General features: G+C 40.1%; 11 protein-coding genes and 3 pseudogenes. 12 read left to right on the top strand and 2 right to left on the bottom strand.

The features are described 5' to 3' along the window. The first annotated feature begins 46 nt into the window (after positions 1-46). The 6 genes and pseudogenes from ACKTT2_RS18935 to ACKTT2_RS18910 all read left to right on the top strand — a co-directional run bounded on the left by ACKTT2_RS18935 (position 47) and on the right by ACKTT2_RS18910 (position 9,513). Positions 47-1,336: pseudogene (locus tag ACKTT2_RS18935) on the top strand (dicarboxylate/amino acid:cation symporter). Positions 1,337-1,433: 97 nt separating this feature from the next. After that, positions 1,434-4,085 (top strand): ATP-binding protein, encoded by a 2,652-nt coding sequence (locus ACKTT2_RS18930; protein ID WP_407889703.1) that lies wholly within the window; start codon positions 1,434-1,436, stop codon positions 4,083-4,085. A gap of 173 nt (positions 4,086-4,258) precedes the next feature. Further along, positions 4,259-6,004: an ATP-binding protein gene (locus tag ACKTT2_RS18925; protein WP_407889701.1), complete on the top strand. Its 1,746-nt coding sequence runs from the start codon at positions 4,259-4,261 to the stop codon at positions 6,002-6,004. A 39-nt stretch (positions 6,005-6,043) separates the two neighbouring features. Beyond that, positions 6,044-6,523, top strand: coding sequence for a hypothetical protein (locus tag ACKTT2_RS18920; RefSeq protein WP_407889699.1), 480 nt, complete (start codon positions 6,044-6,046; stop codon positions 6,521-6,523). After that, positions 6,451-7,416: pseudogene (locus ACKTT2_RS18915) on the top strand (sensor histidine kinase); the annotation flags it as partial. The gene ACKTT2_RS18920 and the pseudogene ACKTT2_RS18915, both read left to right, overlap by 73 nt. A gap of 327 nt (positions 7,417-7,743) precedes the next feature. Then, positions 7,744-9,513 (top strand): PAS domain-containing sensor histidine kinase, encoded by a 1,770-nt coding sequence (locus ACKTT2_RS18910; protein WP_407889697.1) that lies wholly within the window; start codon positions 7,744-7,746, stop codon positions 9,511-9,513. Positions 9,514-9,761: 248 nt separating this feature from the next. Here the strand turns inward: ACKTT2_RS18910 and ACKTT2_RS18905 are convergent, their stop codons facing one another. Beyond that, positions 9,762-9,941 carry a hypothetical protein gene (locus ACKTT2_RS18905; RefSeq protein WP_407889695.1) on the bottom strand — a complete coding sequence of 60 codons (180 nt, stop codon included), beginning with the start codon at positions 9,939-9,941 and terminating at the stop codon, positions 9,762-9,764. A 478-nt stretch (positions 9,942-10,419) separates the two neighbouring features. Between ACKTT2_RS18905 and ACKTT2_RS18900 the strand changes: the two genes are divergently transcribed. The 6 genes from ACKTT2_RS18900 (at position 10,420) to ACKTT2_RS18875 (ending at position 15,536) form a co-directional block, all read left to right on the top strand. After that, positions 10,420-10,920 (top strand): NifB/NifX family molybdenum-iron cluster-binding protein, encoded by a 501-nt coding sequence (locus tag ACKTT2_RS18900; RefSeq protein WP_407889693.1) that lies wholly within the window; start codon positions 10,420-10,422, stop codon positions 10,918-10,920. 77 nt (positions 10,921-10,997) lie between these two features. Beyond that, positions 10,998-11,213 carry a hypothetical protein gene (locus ACKTT2_RS18895; protein ID WP_407889691.1) on the top strand — a complete coding sequence of 72 codons (216 nt, stop codon included), beginning with the start codon at positions 10,998-11,000 and terminating at the stop codon, positions 11,211-11,213. A gap of 397 nt (positions 11,214-11,610) precedes the next feature. Beyond that, positions 11,611-12,405 carry a molybdate ABC transporter substrate-binding protein gene (gene modA / locus ACKTT2_RS18890; protein ID WP_407889689.1) on the top strand — a complete coding sequence of 265 codons (795 nt, stop codon included), beginning with the start codon at positions 11,611-11,613 and terminating at the stop codon, positions 12,403-12,405. A 78-nt stretch (positions 12,406-12,483) separates the two neighbouring features. Next, entirely contained in the window at positions 12,484-14,295 is a 1,812-nt protein-coding gene (gene modB, locus ACKTT2_RS18885; protein ID WP_407889747.1) for a molybdate ABC transporter permease subunit, read from the top strand. Between the two features lie 171 nt (positions 14,296-14,466). Further along, positions 14,467-14,793 (top strand): element excision factor XisH family protein, encoded by a 327-nt coding sequence (locus ACKTT2_RS18880; RefSeq protein ID WP_407889687.1) that lies wholly within the window; start codon positions 14,467-14,469, stop codon positions 14,791-14,793. 149 nt (positions 14,794-14,942) lie between these two features. Next, the gene (locus tag ACKTT2_RS18875; protein WP_407889685.1) at positions 14,943-15,536 is read left to right on the top strand and encodes a macro domain-containing protein; all 594 of its coding nucleotides are present in this window, start codon (positions 14,943-14,945) and stop codon (positions 15,534-15,536) included. A 479-nt stretch (positions 15,537-16,015) separates the two neighbouring features. On the opposite strand, the pseudogene ACKTT2_RS18870 reads toward ACKTT2_RS18875, so the two are convergent. Continuing rightward, positions 16,016-17,650 (bottom strand): annotated as a pseudogene (locus ACKTT2_RS18870) (Hsp70 family protein). Positions 17,651-17,660 lie beyond the last annotated feature (10 nt).

The following is a 17,660-nucleotide window of genomic DNA, read 5'->3' as shown; positions in this document are numbered from 1 at the left end:
AACACCCGCCTTGCGCCGCTACCACCACTAACCACTAACCAGTTTAATGAACGAACAAGACAGCCCCGATAAGCCCAAAGCCCGCCCTTGGTGGCAAAGCATCCCGCTAACATTACAAATTATCATCGCGTTAGTACTAGCAGTCGCTTTAGGGATTGCACTTGGTGCGGGAAACCCCAGCCCAACAAACAAAGCCTTTATTGAGACTTTGGCAATTCCGGCGGAGTTAGTCCTCAAAGCACTCCGCACCCTAGCAACACCATTGATTTTAATGGCGGTGCTACATACTTTTATGACCACTGTTATCCCTGGTAGGTCGGGACGGCGTTTGGAGTACTACTGCTGACAAATACCACAGTTGCTATTCTTGTTGGGCTATTCGTAGCCAATGTATTGCGTCCCGGTACGTGGGGACGCTTGGCTGCACCAGCAACTTCAGAAATCGCGAAGCGAAATTTCGATCCTTGGGGACTGTTTAAAGATGCTGTCCCGCCTGCTATCCTCAGCCCTCTAGTTGATAATAATGTTATTCAACTGATCGTTCTTGCCCTGACTTTTGGTATAGTGTTACGTGCTATCAAATCAGAACAAATTGCTGCAAATAAGAGAGGGTTTCAGGCAATTTGAGGATGCGATCGCAATTTTATTTGAAGCTATCATCCGAGTTCTTCACTGGGTCATTGCCACAGTACCGCTAGCTGTCTTTGGTATTGTATCAAAAACTGTTGCCGAAAAAGGTTTTGAGCCATTTAAATCTTTAGGAGCATTTGTGATAGCAGTACTGGTAGCGCTGATATTGCAAGCTTGTTATTACCTGTTGCGAGTTCGATTTGGTTCTTGGGTAAACCCGCTTAACTTTCTTCGTGGCGGTACGGATGCTTTTTTAACTGCCTTTTCAACAGACTCCTCGGTAGCGACAATGCCCATTACCTTCGAGGTTTTGCAGCAAAAAATAGGTGTGAGAGAATCTTCCGCTTCTTTAGGAGCATTAGTTGGTTCAAATTTCAATAATGATGGCACTGCTCTTTATGAAGCCATGTCTGCATTATTTATCTCGCAAGTTCTGGGTCAAAATTTAAGCTTAGTGCAACAACTTATAGTTATTCTAACATCAATTTTTGCATCAGTAGGTGCAGCTGGTATTCCAGAGGCGGGATTAGTAACAATGACATTGGTTTTCACTTCTGTTGGCTTGCCTACACAGTATATTGCTTTGTTAGTTACAGTTGATTGGTTCCTAGATCGATGCCGCACTGTTATCAATGTTATGGAGGATATGACTGTCAGTGCTTTAATTGATGGAAAAAAACCGCAATCAGTAACCAAGACTGATTAAGTTTTTTAACAAAACACCGATAAATGTTGAGGAGTAAAAACTTTTGGGAATGCTTTTAGATAGAGAACTGCAAAAACACTATAGTTAACAGCTCGCAATGACGGTTAAACCTTCGTCCCCAAAATCCTCCTGGTTTCCAAAAGAGAAAACTTCTCAACTTGACAAATACTTTATTGGCAAGCTGTGTACTTTAATAGTGTTGGGATTTTTAGGTAACTATTGCAATGTCCCTCTATTTTTTTCTGTAAGTTTTACCTTTGGTAGCATTGCAACGCTTTTTATTGCCTATATCTATGGAACCTTTTGGGGAGTCATCGCAACATTTATTGCTGCAGTCTACACTGTTTGGCTTTGGGGACATCCTTATGCATTGATATCATTCTTGCTGGAAGTTGTATTTGTGAGATGGTGGATTAACAAGCGGCAACAAAGTCTTGTGTTGGCAGATATCATTTACTGGTCTTTAATTGGTATGCCACTAGGATGGATTGCCTTTTACCATATCATGAAGATCCCGATGTATCCATCTCTAATGGTTGTTTTTAAGCAATCAGTGAACGGTATCTTTAATGCTCTGATTGCCGATTTACTCATTGCTTACACACCTATTGTAAAGTTAGTTTCTGTCGATCGCATCCCAAAGTTCTCGTTTCGACAAACATTGTCAATCGTGCTAGTTGCGTTTGTATTTTTTCCATCGTTGACTCTCATAGTGTTCAACAATCAACAAGCCTTTACCAAAATTCAAACCAATACTCCTAGTATTCTTAAAGCTGTTTCAGCAAATGTAGCAACAGGAATACAACGTTGGCAACAACAAGACTATTTGATATTGGAGCAATTAGCAAAACTAGCGATACAATCTAATTTTTCTCCATCAACAGCATTACAGCAAGGGACACAACTGCTACAAAAAAGCTTGTTACATAGCCGCCGAGTTGCGATTTCAGATTTCTCTGGAGACACAATTGCTGCTTTTCCCGACCCTCAGTTTAAACCGTCAACTTATCATACCGAGACAAAACTTTCTGACCAACCAAGTCTACTCCATCTATTTGAAAAAACAAAATTACCTGCTACAGTTATCGAGCAAGTACCGATTGTTGTTGGAAATCGCGTGCGGGGACACGTCAGCAACGAAATTAGCTTAGATGCAATCGGTCAGTTATTGCAACTCAGTAAAACTCCATTGGATATCAAAATCACGTTGTTAGATAATCAAAAGCGAGTTGTCAGCACAACTCGTTCCGATTTATCAACTAATAGCGTGTTTGACCATTTAGAAAACAAGCTATCCCGGAAGATAATGGAGCAAATGTACCAGTGGCTGCCACCTGGTAATATGCCAGCTGTTGAACGTCAGAGACGCTCGTTTTATGTTTATACAGTACCAATTGGTAACTATTTATCTTGGCAATTGGTTGCTGAAGTTCCAGTCGCTTTACAGCTTGAAGGTCTTCAAATCCTTTTTATTCAAGGATTTGGAGTAATTTGGTTAATTGCGATCGCAGCTCTTATTCTTGCTACTCTAATCAGCCAGAAAATTGTACAACCAATCGTACAATTAGCCACTGTGACTACAAATTTTCCCAACAAATTATTTGAGCGTTCCCGTATTACTTTTCCTAAAAGTCAGGTCTTGGAACTCAGGATGTTAATAGATAATTCTAAGGAGATGGCTCAGATCTTAAAGCAACAGTTTCAAGATATTAAAACAGCTAATGAAACCTTAGAACAAAAAATTATCGAACGAACTCAAGAACTTTCTGTCAAGAACCAAGAACTTGTCAATGAAATTGCCGAACGACATAGAGTTGCTGAAGCTTTGATGCAATCCAAAGAACAGCTTCGTCAGCAAGCAGCAACTTTAGAAAAAGCATTCAAAGATTTGCAACAAACCCAAACTCACCTCATACAAACAGAAAAAATGTCTAGTTTAGGGCAATTGGTGGCGGGTGTGGCTCACGAAATCAATAATCCCGTCAATTTTATTCATGCCAATTTACTACACGCCCAAGAATATACTGAAGATATCTTGAAGTTACTGAATCTTTATCAGCAATATTATCCCAATCCTAGCTATGAAATCGAAGCAGAACTGGACAATATAGATTTAGAGTTCCTTCAGGAAGATTTGCCCAAGCTATTAAATTCTATGCAGACAGGAACTAACAGAATTCGGGATATAGTGCGATCGCTACGTATTTTCTCCCGCCTTGATGAAGCCGAGATGAAAGAAGTCGATATCCATGATGGAATTGAAAGCGCCCTCATGATTCTAGACTATCGGTTGAAACCTAGAGCAGATCGTCCTGAAATAACAGTCATTAAAGAATATGGTGTTTTCCCCCTTGTTGAATGTTATCCCGGTCAACTCAATCAGGTATTTATGAATATAATTATCAATGCAATTGATGCTCTTGAAGAGTCATTTATCAAGAGTCATTCATCATTAGAAGACAACCAAGAACAAAAGACAAAACCAACTATCCACATTCAGACAACTGTTATCGACAACAATTATATTAAAATTTCTATAAAAGACAACGGAATTGGAATTCCCGGACATATTAGATGTCTGTTATTCGATCCATTTTTCACAACAAAACCTGTTGGTAAAGGGACTGGTATGGGTTTGTCCATTAGCCATCAAATTATTACCGAAAAACATGGCGGAAGGCTCGTTTGTCATTCAGAACTAGGATGTGGGGCTGAATTCACCATCGAAATTCCTACACGTCAACAATAATCACTTGACCAGTGACCAGTGACCCTCCGGGTTCGCCAGTTCCCTACGGCGGGAGACCCGCCTGCAGGACTGGACTCACCAGTGACCAGTGACCAATGATAACTGGTATTCCTTAATGGGCATACTAACTGTGAGTCTGTTAGAGATGGTATTTTATAGAGAAGGCGATCGCAATGAAAGTATTATTTGATGTAGGAACAACGCTTCCAGGCTACTGCTTGGTCGAACAGCTTTATTTTAGTACCAAAACTCTAGTTTACCGCGCCCTCCGAGAAGCAGACGGACAATCTGTCATTATTAAATTGTTGAAGCGGGAGTACCCAACAGTCAATGAACTGTTGCAATTCCGCAACCAGTATAACATTGCCAAAACTCTCTCTTTACCGGGAGTCGTCACCCCATACTGTCTCGAACCACTCGGTCGCGGCTATGCTTTAGTTATGGAAGACTTTGGTGGTGTCTCCTTAACAGAGTATACTCAAGGGCATCCATTAGAATTGGAAGAATTTTTGGTTATTGCGCTTCAACTTGCTGAAATTCTTCACGGACTCTATCAACATCGAGTCATTCACAAAGACCTCAAACCTGCCAACATTCTTATTCATCCCCAAACAAAACAAATCAAGCTGATTGACTTTAGTATTGCCTCCGTCCTCATACACGAAACACAAACTCTGCAAAATCCCAACGGAATAGAAGGAACTCTCGCTTATCTTTCACCAGAACAAACAGGTCAGATGAACCGAGGAATTGACTATCGTAGTGATTTTTACTCCTTGGGAGTTACATTTTTTGAATTACTCATCGGTCAGTTACCCTTTCAATCCAATGACCCAATGGAGTTAGTTTATTCTCATATTGCCAAGCAAGCACCTGTAATTCATAAGATCGATCCTGCTATTCCACTCGTTGTATCTGCAATTGTCAGTAAGTTGATGGCAAAAAATGCTGAAGACCGCTATCAGAGTGCTTCAGGATTACTTGCAGACTTACAAAAATGTTTAACAGAACTTAAAATGACCGGGCAAATATCCAGCTTTGAGGTTGGACAACTAGATACAATCGGTCAACTGAATATTCCTCAAAAACTTTATGGACGAGAACAGCAAGTCAAACAGTTGCTAGAAGCTTTTGTTCGCGTAGCGTGTCCAGAGAATGGTAGTTCCTCTTCACGAAGCGAACTTATGCTTGTCTCTGGTTACTCTGGTATTGGCAAATCGTCACTTGTCAATGAAGTCCACAAACCAATTGTTCGTCAAAGAGGCTACTTCATTTCAGGTAAATTCGATCAATTCAAGCGTAATATTCCCTACGCTTCTCTGATTCAAGCATTTCAATCTCTCATGCGGCAATTGCTGACAGAGGACACTTACAAACTCCAAAATTGGCAACAAAAACTTAGAACAGCCTTGGGTGAAAATGGACAAGTGATTGTAGACGTAATTCCAGAGGTAGAAGCAATTGTTGGCAAACAACCTCCTGTTGAAGAATTGAGGGGAACTGAGGCACAAAACAGATTCAATCGCATCTTTCAAAGCTTTATTGAGGTGTTTGCTCAACCAGAACATCCTCTGGTACTCTTTTTAGACGATTTGCAATGGGCTGATTCTGCATCTTTTAATCTCATCGAAGTACTAATGAGTCATTCCGAAAGCAAATATTTGCTGTTGATTGGAGCAGATCGAGATAACGAGGTTAGTTCAACTCATCCATTGATGAAGATGTTAAATGCACTTCAAAAAGTAAACGCTCCCATCAATAATATTGTTCTGTATCCATTGGAAATACACTACGTTCGTCAATTAGTTGCCGATACATTAAATGATGCAAACAGGATAAACTCTCTAGCAGAGTTATTATTTAATATTTCTCAAGGCAATCCCTTCTTTTTAACTCAACTGCTTAAATCATTATATTAAGAGCATTTATTAACCTTTGATTTCACTCAGGGTTGTTGGATGTGGGATCTCGAACGAATTCAAAACGTTGGAATTACTAACAAAAATGTGGTAGAGTTAGTAGCAGGAAATTTACAAAAATTACCAAATACTACACAAACAATACTTCAGCTAGCAGCTTGTATAGGCGATCGCTTTAACCTAGATATTTTAGCAACTGTTAGCAAGACGAGTCTCTTGGATACTGCTAAAGCGTTACAACCTTCTCTCCAAACAGGGTTTATTCTACCTCTTAACAATAACTATCGAGTTCCTCTTTTATTCTCCGTTCAAGAATTAGACGCTCTAGGTTTTGAAGTGAGTGTAGGGTATCGCTTCCTTCATGACCGAGTTCAGCAAGCAGCTTATTCTCTAATTCCAGAGACACAAAAACAAGCCACTCATCTTGAAATTGGGCAACTTCTACTTCAACTGGAGTCTTTACCCATCATCGTGTTGAAATCCTCAATTTTCTTTGCACTCAAGCTGCTATTTCCTTAGAAAATGCCCGTCTGTACCAACAAGCACAAAACGCTGTTGCTCACTTACAACAAACACAACTTCAATTGGTACAAAGCGAGAAAATGTCTGCTTTGGGGAATTTAGTTGCGGGGGTTGCTCATGAAATTAACAATCCCATAGGCTTTATTGCTGGTAATATTGACCCCGCTAAAGAATACGTAAAAGATTTATTTGGATTACTCGCTCTGTATCAGGAAAAGTTTCCTCATCCCGGACAGGATATTGAAGATGAAATAGAAGCTATAGATTTGGAGTATTTGCGTCAGGATTTACCAAAGTTAATTGAATCCATGAAGTTAGGGGTTGAACGCATTCGTAATATTAGTAACAGCTTGCGAACTTTCTCTCGATCTGACAAAGACTATAAGGTTCTATTTGACCTTCACGAAGGTATTGACAGTACGCTACTTATTCTCAAACATCGTCTGAAAGCCAATGATGACCGACCAGGAATTAATATTATTAAAGACTATGGCAATATTCCTCAAGTGGAATGCTTCCCAGGGCAACTCAACCAAGTGTTTATGAATTTGTTGGCAAATGCTATTGATGCTTTAGAAGAATATAATAGAGGACGTAGGTTTGAAAAAATTACAGCAAATCCTAACTGTATCACTATTCAAACTACTATGAAAGACGAACAATATATTATGATTCGGATAGCTGATAATGGTATTGGTATGACCGAACAGGTAAAACAGAGCGCTTTTGACTATCTATTCACAACCAAAGCCGTTGGACATGGAACGGGATTGGGGTTAGCAATTGTTAGCCAAATTATTGTTGAGCGTCATGGAGGAACGATAGAAGTCAATTCTGTTTTGGGACAAGGAGCAGAGTTTGCGATCGTACTTCCGATATCCAGTCAGTAGTGAATTTTGGATTGAGGAGGATAGTTATTAGAGGATGTTTGAAAATTGGTTGGCTGTCACTTTAATCACATTATTACCCCCCTTAATCCCCCCTTGTAAAGGGGGGAAACAAGAAAAATCTAGTTCCCTTTGCAAGGGGGGGAAACAAGAAAAATCTAGTTCCCTCCCCAATGCATCGGGGAGGGTTAGGGTGGGTTAAAAAATATTTGATACATCGATCGCGACTTTTCAAACATCCTCTTAGTCATTTGTCATTGGTAAGGATTTATAGTTTGGTTTATTTTCGCCTAGTTACTTAAATAGGTTATGGATATTAGCAATAAGTTTATGCATACAACAACCCAGGAAACCGATACAGAAATTGCTTTGCGTCAGAGCCAACAGCGATTGCAAGAAGCTCAAAGAATTGCTCACATTGGTAATTGGGAAATTGATGTTGCAACCCAAGTGACGATTTGGTCAGAAGAAGTCTTCCGTATCTTTGGATTGGAACCTAAAACAGAAGCACCACCTCCCCACGAATATAAACAGCAAATTCACCCAGATGATTTACTTGTTTGGCAAGAAAAACTAGAAAAAGCGATTGCTCAACCCATTACTTTTAATTTTGACCTACGTATTTACCGTCCCGATGATTCTTTGCGTTATCTCAACGTCATAGGAGAATCCCAAGCAGATGAATTCGGACGAGTCGTCACACTTGTAGGTACTGTAATGGATATTAGCGAACGCAAACAAGCTGAAATCGCATTACAGCAAGTTTTACACCAAGCTGAGTACCAATCCTGCTTGCTACAAGCCGTGCTGAATTCAACTACAGACTGGATTTTTGCCAAAGATACAAACTTCCGCTACATCCTAGTCAGTCGGAGTTATGCCACCACAATTGGTAAAACAGTGGAAGAGATTATTGGCAAAGACGATTTGGAGTTAGGTTTTTCTGAAGAACTTGTTTTTGGAAATCCTGCAAAAGGTATTCGAGGATTCCGCACCGACGATCGCATGGCACTTGCTGGTAACCCTGTATGTAACTCCTTCGATCCCGCAACAATTGCAGATGGTTCGCTACGCATCTTCGATGTTCGTAAAAATCCTTTGTACAACTTAGATGGAAAAGTGTTTGGCGTACTTGGATTGAGTCGTGACTTAACCGAGAGATATCATGCAGAAGAAGCCATGCGTCGTTCCGAAGCACAACTCAAAGAGAAAGCCGAAGAATTGACACGCACATTACAAGAACTTCAGCAAACACAAACGCAGATGATCCACGGCGAAAAGATGTCTAGCTTGGGACAACTAGTAGCCGGAGTTGCTCACGAAATTAATAATCCTGTGAACTTTATTCATGGCAATCTCACTCACGCGAACCTATATACTCAAGAAATTTTGGCATTGCTAGCTCTGTATCAGAAATATTTCCCAGAGCCAAATTTAGAGATTCAGAAACAAGCAGAAGCGATGGATCTAGAATTTATACAACAAGATTTACTTAAACTTTTATCCTCAATGCGCGTTGGTACGGAACGCATCCGAACAATAGTGGCATCTCTTCGGGTGTTTTCCCGTATGGATGAATCCGACATGAAAGAGGTTAATATCCATGACGGTATTGATAGTACGTTAATGATTTTACAACACAAGCTTAAAAGCAAAAGTTCTTCTCCTCAAATTCAAGTTATCAAAGAATATGGCGATTTACCATTAGTAGAGTGCTATCCCGGTCAATTAAATCAGGTATTTATGAATATTTTGAGTAATGCGATCGATGCTTTAGAAGAGTCATTAAGCATTGGTCATTGGTCATTAGTAGAGGATAAAGAACAAAAGAGAATTCCTACAATTTCCATTCGTACTAAAGTTATGAATAACCAAACTTTTATTTATATTGCTGATAACGGATTAGGTATGAGTGAAAATACTCGTCAGCGAATTTTCGATCCCTTCTTCACAACCAAGCCTGTGGGTAAAGGAACTGGAATGGGCTTATCCATCAGCTACCAAATTGTGACAGAAAAACATGGTGGCTCGCTTTACTGTATGTCAAAACTCAATTTAGGAACAGAGTTTGTCGTTCAAATTCCTTTAAAACAGAATTAATACCATTTTGAATTTTAGATTTTGGATTTTAGATTTAATGGGTAAATAGAATTTGCTACTATACAAACAAAGTCCACCTATGTGGACTTGTATAAGTATATGTAGATGAATTAAGTAGCTAGGTGGAAATAAACCGAACTACATTACAAAATGTCAATCTGCTTGAAATTCTTACTAATGACGAATAACAAATGACTAATGACGATCCTCACTAGTTAACTTTAATTGTGCTGACTTACTTATCTAATTTAAGTCTGTTGCGGACCTTTGGCATCACACTCTTTAGCAAAACACCTTTCCAAAAGCTCAACTCTGTAGTGACGGGCAAAGCGCCGGGGATCTAACACCAGTTTAACGTTGGGATTCATGACAGGTTGATTGAGATACTGCCACAAGGGAAATTTAAGATTGTTAGCGTCTGAAGTCATATATACAAAGAAAATATCACAACACAATAGCAGGCTCAGTATTGAACATCTGGTAAAAAATATGCTTATTACCGTTCCTTAGTTAAACCTTACAAAATATACATACGATTGTCTTGCGGACAAACGCGGAAAAATTTAGAGATTACTCCTGTAGGTCGTGCAAAAATTCCGTTAAATCCACTATTGCCAAAACTAGTTTTGATGAACAGGAAAATAGTGAGTAGGGGGTGGGGAGTAGGGAATAGGAATTTTTACGGTCACTGGTCAGGTGATGACTGCTCGCTGCTCACTTTTATTTTAATGCCAAGCGTATATCATGTCACTGCAAATAAATGGCGAGAACAGTTAGTAGTGAGTAGTAACTAGTAATCACCTGACCAGTGACTAGTGACCAGTGACCAGTGACCAGTGACCAGTGACCACTAACAATTAACTACTAACAACTAACCACTAACCATCACTTATTAAGGAACAAAAAATGAAGATTGCCTTCATGACAACTGACAGAGTTAATGTCAACGCTCATTTTGGTTCGGCACAAGAGGTTGATGTTTATGAAGTCTCAGAAACTGGATACAAGTTTGTCGAAACGCTTCTCTTTGAAAAGCCATCTAAAAAAGCTGAAAAAAATACTGAAACCAGTGAAGGTGATTGCAAACATGGTAAACCTGATTGCAAGAAAGGTCAAGGTGGTTCCAAAGAAGCTGAAGGTAGCTCGAAAAAAGAGAAAGATGGCGAAAGTGATGATAAAATAGCACGCAAACTAGAAGTGTTAGCTGATTGTACTATTGTTTATGTCGCCTCAATTGGTGGTACGGCTGCTGCTAAGTTGATTAAAAACGGTATGATGCCAGTTAAACCGCGATCGGATGAAGAAAATATTACTTATATTTTGAATCGTTTAGTGGAGTCTCTTAAAGGAAATCCTCCTCCTTGGTTGCGTAAAGCTTTACAAAATACAGTAACCAGTAATCAGTGACCAGTGACCAATTAATCTCCTACTTTATGTAAAGGGATTTATTGAGTTACTTGTTTATTTTTACACTTTCTTCAATTATGCTTGTATCTTCATTGGTGTCTCTTGGTCTAGCAATTATTTTTCTGTTTGTCAGTTCAAAAATTATACACCAAATCTTGCAGTTACTAACTCTCTTGATAGCTATCTTTTGGTTGTGTTCGAGCTGGTTTTTTTCAATTGTTCCCAGTGAAATTTTAATTGCGATCGCTTTTCTCCTCATTACGCACAAAATACATACTTTTGAACGAGAGTAAGGTTACTGTGTACACATAAGTGAGATTTACCCCCCCTTAGTCCCCCCTTATAAAGGGGGGGAAACAAGAAATTAATTCCCTCCCCTTAACAAGGTCTGGGTTAGGGTGGGGTAAAGTTGAACCAAAACTTCCGTCTGTTAGCTATTTCAGACTTATGTGTACGCTGTAAGGTTCCACCTGGGAGTGCAGTAACGGCAATTTTATTTTTACCAACTTTGTTTAGCTTTAGAAATACGGAAAAATATTGTATAAAAACATTTATTGTAGGGAATTTTGTATTGAAAACTACATAAATACCAGCAATGTACCAATAATATTGGCAATCTTAGGATATTATCTTGGTATGTCTTACCAACCATAGTTTCCTAGCAGTGAATCTCTGTTACATCAGTTTTATATGAAAAGAAGACAACTTTTCGGCTTCCTCGGCATAGCTATTGCTAGCCTGTTCTTAGCAACTGGCTTGCGATTGTTCGATGCATCTCCTGTCAGAGCACAATCTAATGACCAACTTCTTGTTTCTGCTGCAGCTAGCCTGAAAGATGTCATGGGGGAAATCAACACTCTCTACCAAAAGAGTCAACCGAAGGTCAAAATTAGCTATAACTTCGGTGCTTCTGGTGCTTTGCAGCAACAGATAGAGCAAGGCGCACCTGCAGATATTTTTATCTCGGCTGCACAAAAACAAATGGACGCTTTGGAGCAAAAAGGGTTATTGCTTGCTGGAACTCGCGCTAACTTAGCAAACAATAGTTTAGTTTTAGTTGTCCCTGACAAGTCTACTAAGGTTACCAATTTTAATGCTTTGACTGACACAAAGGTTCAAAAAATCGCGATTGGCGAACCTAGAAGCGTTCCGGCTGGGCAGTATGGGGAGCAAGTTCTGCAAAAATTGGGCGTTTTTGATAAAGTCAAACCCAAGCTAGTCTACGCAAACAACGTGCGTCAAGTTTTAGCGTCTGTAGAAAGTGGTAATGCTGATGCAGGTTTGGTTTACGCCACTGATGCCAAAATCTCTAAAAATGTGAAGGTTGTTGCCACAGCTGCCGAGAATAGCCATTCTCCTATTGTTTACCCCATGGCAGTCCTCAAGAGCAGTAAGAATCCCAAGGCTGCTGGAGATTTTGTGAAATTCTTATCGAGTCAACCTGCTAAGGGAGCCTTGAAAAAGTACGGGTTTATCGTACCTTAGTGAAATTGTTTTTACCCCACCCTAGCCCTCCCCGATGGATTGGGGAGGGAACTAAATTTTTAACTACGAACGCTTATGATGCCTTACGACCTCTCTCCTTTGTGGATATCCCTTAAAACTTCCTTACTGGCAACATTTATTACCTTTTTTCTTGGTATCGCTGCTGCCTATTGGATGCTGGGATATCGAGGGAAAGGGAAGTCTTTAATTGAGGGTATTTTTGTTTCTCCTCTAATTTTACCTCCGACGGTTGTTGGCTTTTTGCTACTCTTGTTGTTTGGTAAAAATGGCCCGTTGGGAAAACTCATGGAGCCTTTGAACTTTAGCGTGGTTTTCACTTGGTATGGTGCGGCGATCGCTGCAACAGTAGTTTCTTTTCCGTTGATGTATAAAACAGCATTGGGAGCTTTTGAGCAAATCGACAGCAATCTTTTGCGAGTGGCTCGAACTCTTGGTGTTAAGGACTCCACTATATTTTGGCGGATCGGTTTACCTCTAGCACTACCAGGAGTTTTAGCTGCAACAACTTTGGCTTTCGCTCGTGCTTTGGGTGAATTCGGTGCAACCTTGATGTTAGCAGGGAATATTCCAGGGCAAACTCAGACTATCCCAATGGCAATTTATTTTGCGGTTGAAGGTGGAGCCATAAATGAAGCTTGGTTTTGGTCAATTGCCATCATAGTGATTTCCTTATCTGGAATTATTGCAACTAACTTTTGGCAGGAAAACCAGGGAAAGAGAAGGGGATTGGGAGTAGCAAGTAGGGGACAAAGGGACAAGGCAAGAAAGTCCTCTTCAATCTCTATTCCAGATCCCCCAACCTCTGGCTTATTTGTAGATATTGAAAAGCGTCTCCCTGGCTTTAACTTGAAAGTCTGTTTTAGTGCTGATAAACAACCATTAGGATTGTTGGGAGGATCTGGGGCTGGTAAAAGCATGATTCTACGGTGTATTGCTGGAATAGAATCTCCAACATCGGGACGCATTATTCTGAATGGGCGGGTGTTATATGATTCTCAACAGGGCATCGATCTGCCACCACGCGATCGCAAAGTTGGTTTTGTCGTGCAAAATTACGCTCTCTTCCCCCACATGACAGTAGCGCAAAATATTGCCTTTGGCTTACCAAAAGGATTGTCTGCAACAGCAATTCGACAACAAGTTGAAGCCCAATTGATAACCGTGCATTTGGAAGGAATGGGCGATCGCTATCCGCATCAACTTTCAGGCGGACAACAGCAAAGAGTCGCCCTAGCACGAGCCTTAGCCAGTTATCCAGAAGCACTATTACTAGATGAGCCATTTTCTGCACTAGATACTCACTTGCGAAGTCAACTCGAACAGCAAATGGTGGAGACATTAACATCTTACGAAGGAACAACTCTATTTGTTACTCATAATATGGAGGAGGCTTATCGAGTATGTCCCAATTTACTAGTTTTAGATAAAGGACAAGTTGCTCATTCCGGAACGAGATACGATATTTTCGAGCACCCCGCCACAACTAGCGTTGCTCAGTTGACAGGATGTAAAAACTTTTCTCGCGCTATTGCTTTAACATCGCATCAAGTCGAAGCAGTCGAGTGGGGTTGTACCCTGAACGTTGTTGAACCCGTTCCAGAATTTTTATCTAGTGTTGGAATTCGCGCTCATCATCTCAGTCTCAGTAACGAGCCAACTCAAGAAAATACATTTCCCTGTTGGCTGACAAGAACGAGCGAAACTCCACACCGAATGACGCTGTTTCTTAAGTTGAACGGTGAACCTAAGAATCAGTCTGATTATCACTTGCAAGCAGAAGTGTTTAAAGAGAAATGGGCGGTTTTGAAAGAGCGATCGATGCCTTGGTACGTTCGTTTAGATCCCTTGCGACTTATCTTGATGGAATGAGGGACTTGAAAAAGTTATGGAACCGCAGCCTGTAGCAGCCCGTAGCAGATAAATCTGCACTTTATGTGGGTTAGAACTACAATCTACAACAGTATATCACCTCAAGTTGAGTAAGCTATCTTTATATATGTATGTTATGCATTCATAGGTAAGGGATCTTGTTTGACTCTTATGGCGAAAGATAGATTTCATCATGTTGTCAGAACTGCCTTAGAAAAAGAGATCTGGAAAATTACGGCTGACCCTTATGAAATCAACGTGGATGATGTAGATTTTGAAATTAATTTAGCAGCAGAGCAACTCTTAGCAGCAGAACGAGAGGGACGAAAAATTGCAGTAAAGGTTAAAAGTTTTATTAGCACATCTAATGTTTCAGAATTTCATACCACGTTGGGACAGTTTCTCAATTACCGTGATGCTCTAGCAACAATTGCAAGCGATCGCCAACTGTATCTAGCAGTTCGCCTACCAAAATGTATCATTAAGACTTACGCATAGCTCCCAAAAAGAGGGGAAATCTTCAAAGTCCCCCTTTTTAAGGGGGATTTAGGGGGATCTTAATACAACGGTGTGCTTTACAAACATCCTCTGAGTTGCTGAAAAATAAAGGTTTTACTACAATAAATATTCAAGCGGAGGAATAAAGCTTGAAACTGATATTAGTAGCGCCCGATTCATTATTAGCAGCAGCATTTCAAGAACATTTCTATTATTTCCCTAATGTTGAAATAGTTAATGACTACTTTGAGTGGTTATCTGATTTTGACTGTTTAGTTAGTCCTGCCAACTCCTTTGGTATGATGGATGGTGGGATAGATGCTGCCATTATCAATTTTTTTGGTAGTTCTTTGATGGAAAGAGTCCAGCAACGCATACTGACAGATTATCTGGGCGAACAGCCAGTGGGAACGTCAATGATTGTAGAAACTGGTCATCCATTGCACCCGTTTCTCGCTCATACACCTACAATGCGAGTTCCTATGTCTATTGTTGGGACTGATATTCCTTATGTTGCTATGTGGGCTATGCTTTTGTCTGTTCGACGCCACAACCAACACGCTAAGGACAAGATTAATAGTATTGCTTGTCCTGGTTTAGGTACGGGAATCGGTAGAGTACCATATCGTGAGGCGGCTCGACAGATGGCATTAGCGTATGACCATTTTCTTTACCCACCCAAGCATCTTAACTGCTTTGTTGCTGCTTCTAGGCAACTTTTGATATGGGAAGGCAAATATTAATAGGACTCGGTTTTTCTGTAAGCGAAATTTTTAGATATGTAAAGACGCGCAATGGCGTGTCTCTACACTTTTTTATGGCATAATAATGAAAAATACTACCAGAGATTGACTTATTTTGACTCCTTTTAAATTGAGGATTAAGAAATAGAATAACGTTCTATCTCCCCTTCCGCACCCCCTACTGTCACAATCGGTTTTTTCGGATTTTTACTAACTATAAAAGCTGTACTTTATACAAACCTGGTGAAAATTGCGATGGCGCTCGCCAACCCCAAATCCTCAAACGTTCAAAATTCGTAGTGTGATACTTTAGGGTGCGGAAGGTAGGTTCTATAGTAATCCTATTTCAAGTTTAAAAATTATTAACCGCAAAGACGCAAAGAGCACGAAAAAAAGAGAGAAGAGAGAAGTTTACAAATGATTTAATATTTCTATATCTATGTTTGTAAAATGTGGCAAATTAGGTATTAAAATTTAAATCATAGCTGTATTTTCTGAGCCGTGTTAGCAATCAAATCTTGTTTTTCAACTTTTCCAGTACTAGTGTCTTTAACTTCCACGTACATTGTTCCATCAGATTGAATATCAAGGACAACCTCGAATTTTAGAATTCCCTTTGGTGCAGGTGAAAGTATGTTCATTTTTACGAAGCCTAAAACCACACAATCACTGGCTTTGGTTGCTTCCTTTGGTCCTTGAAGAACTTCTACAAGAATGGACTGTTGGTTGTCTTCTGTTGTTGTGACAGGATATAATTTACTTGTATAAGGTAAAGTTTTGTTTGCTTCAACCAAAACTTTAAAAGTGTCATCGTCAAGGCGGATACCTAAACGTAAGGCAATGACATTAATGAGTGTATTTGCCTGAAACTTCTCTTGTCCCAGACTTAAAATATGGGCATACTCGCCAGCACCTAAAGCAACAGCTAGTTGTGGGCGATCGCTCACATGGGGTTTCCGTCCTGTCAGTTCTTCTATCTGGCGCTGAAGGGAGGGCATAAGTGTTTGCCAACCGACTAAAATCACTTCATCAATATCTTTCCATGTGAATCCTGCTACCCCTTCTACCACTCGTTTTGTAATGTCTAGCGTCCGTTATACGATCTTAGCAGCGCATTTTTCTAGTTGTTCGCGAGACAATTCAATTTGAGCATCAAAGGGAGTAGAAGAAGGATGTCCTATATCGAGTGATGGTAGATCGATAACAACAGTATCTTTTGCAGACAATTGGATTTTTGCCTCTTCAGCTTTTTGACGTAATATATTGCGAGTCACTCGGTCGTTAGGACTGATAGGAGTGCCATAACGTCTCTCAATTTCTTCAACTAACCAAGAGGCAATACTGCGATCTATATCATCTCCACCCAACCGTGTATCACCATCTACAGCAAGAGTATAAAATGCGTATCCATCCTCATCTCGCTCGAATTCTAGTAGGGAAATATCAAATGTTCCGCCACCGAGGTCATAAACTAAGATACGACATTTTCCATATTTTTCTAGTACGGTTGTGCGATAGGATAAAGCTGCTGCTGTTGGTTCATTCAAAATGTCAACAACTTCTAACCCTGCTTGTCGTCCAGCTAGTTTGGTTGCTTCTCTTTGAAGTACGTTAAAATAAGCTGGAACTGTAATAACAGCATACTTAATTTCATCAATGGGGATACCCAGTTGGGATGCAGCATCTTGTCGTAATTTAAACAGCACTTTAGCAGAAATGTCTGGAGCGTTGACTTGGTGAGGAACACCGTTGCGATCGCCAAAATCGACAACAACATCATTTAATTTGTCTTGACCTGTTCCTGGAATTAATTTATAGGTAAGGTTGGAGCGATCGCCAGAAACATTAGCGTCATTAAATGCACGTCCGATGTAGCGCTTGATAGAATAAACCACATCAGTTGGATGTTGTTTGCTCAGTTCAACGGCTTCACGTCCCACAATATACGTGTTATCAGAACGGTTCCATCCCACAACCGATGGAATCAAAGTGTAATCGGTTAGAATTTGTACCTGCTGTTGTTCCGCAATCCATGCTGAGATACCAGAATTAGTTGTACCCAAGTCAATTCCAACAATAAATTTGTCTTTCAAGTTATCTTGTTGACTATTCATATCATTAACC

This window comes from Scytonema hankhaensis NUACC26, from assembly GCF_045865695.1.
GTDB lineage: Bacteria > Cyanobacteriota > Cyanobacteriia > Cyanobacteriales > Nostocaceae > Scytonema.
The sequence above is the reverse complement of the archived record's forward strand: the minus strand, read 5'-3'. Positions and strand labels throughout refer to the sequence as shown.